Source organism: Ruegeria sp. YTSA075, from assembly GCF_059610245.1.
The window spans coordinates 1-1075 of the sequence record NZ_JBXWNG010000037.1 but is presented as its reverse complement, the minus strand read 5'-3'; the positions used below and the strand labels follow the sequence as shown (position 1 = coordinate 1075).

Here is a 1075-nt window from a genome sequence, read left to right as displayed (position 1 = left end):
GGGCTCTTCGCCTCTTTCTCTGCGGTTGGCGCCGACTGGTGGAAAGAGCCCATAGCCAACTTTGACATATTTCCGCCTCTCGCGTGTGCAGCATAAAGCGAACTGCGGAAAGCCTCGGCTGCGACCTGCCGAATGCACCCGCAGCACCCAGATAGCTAGGGAATGACCGCATGGGGCTCAAATCTGCTTGTCCAAACTCGCCGTAGAGAAATTCGGCAGTGAACCCAAAGCTACCTCTCAGGCTCCTTGCTGATCACGGTCGTCACAGTTCGAGTTGAGCGACTTTGAGTGAGAGCTATCGCGCCCAAAACCAGCGCGCAGGCCAGCGCCTGTGTACCCGTGATTACTTCACCGAATGCAAGAACGCCAACAGCAAACATCGTGGGTAGTTCAATACTTCCGACTACAGCAGTGCGCGCTGCCCCAATAATGGGCGAACAGATCGTGTAAATCAGTTGCGGAATTAGCGCCGTCACAAGGCCCAACCCGACAACTAGAACCCAGTCGTCCCCACCTTCTGGTAGGATTTCGCCGACCTCGGATGAAAGAATGAGGGGGGCAAGGCCAATGACTGACCCAAGCGAGACTGACGCCATTCTGGCTAAAGGCGCAATACGTGACAGGCGGTGCACGAGAACACATATGCCGAAGCCAAAACCGAAAGGTGCCGCTAATGAGACGAGAAGGATTGGAATTTGGTCCGGAGGCACAGATGCCGGAGAACCTGCGAATATCGCAGCAACAACGATCAATCCAGCCGCAAAAAGGCTACGCCGCGTTGGTCGGTCACCAAAAAGCGCCCATGCGATAGCAATCGTAAACACCGGATAGGTCATGTAGAGAACACCAACCGTCGATGCAGGAACAGTCTCAAGAGCGGTAACATAGCCGACCCAGCCAAGGCCCATCACTGCGCCTGCAACCATACCCCAGACGATTTCCCGCCACTTTGAGTGATGCACTACAAGTGCGGGCAAAAGGACAACCGCTGCCAAGATGTACCGATAAAAGGCAACCGCATAGGGAGCGAGACCCTGATCGGTGAGCCCACGGCTAAAGTAGGGTACAAGGCCAA

1 protein-coding gene is annotated in these 1075 nt (G+C 55.3%); it reads right to left on the bottom strand.

Annotation, left to right across the window (positions count from 1 at the left end; translation table 11 throughout):
• Positions 1 to 230 precede the first annotated feature (230 nt).
• A partial coding sequence (locus tag AC2FGE_RS20915; RefSeq protein ID WP_496821254.1) for a DMT family transporter occupies positions 231 to 1075 on the bottom strand: 845 nt, incomplete at its 5' end.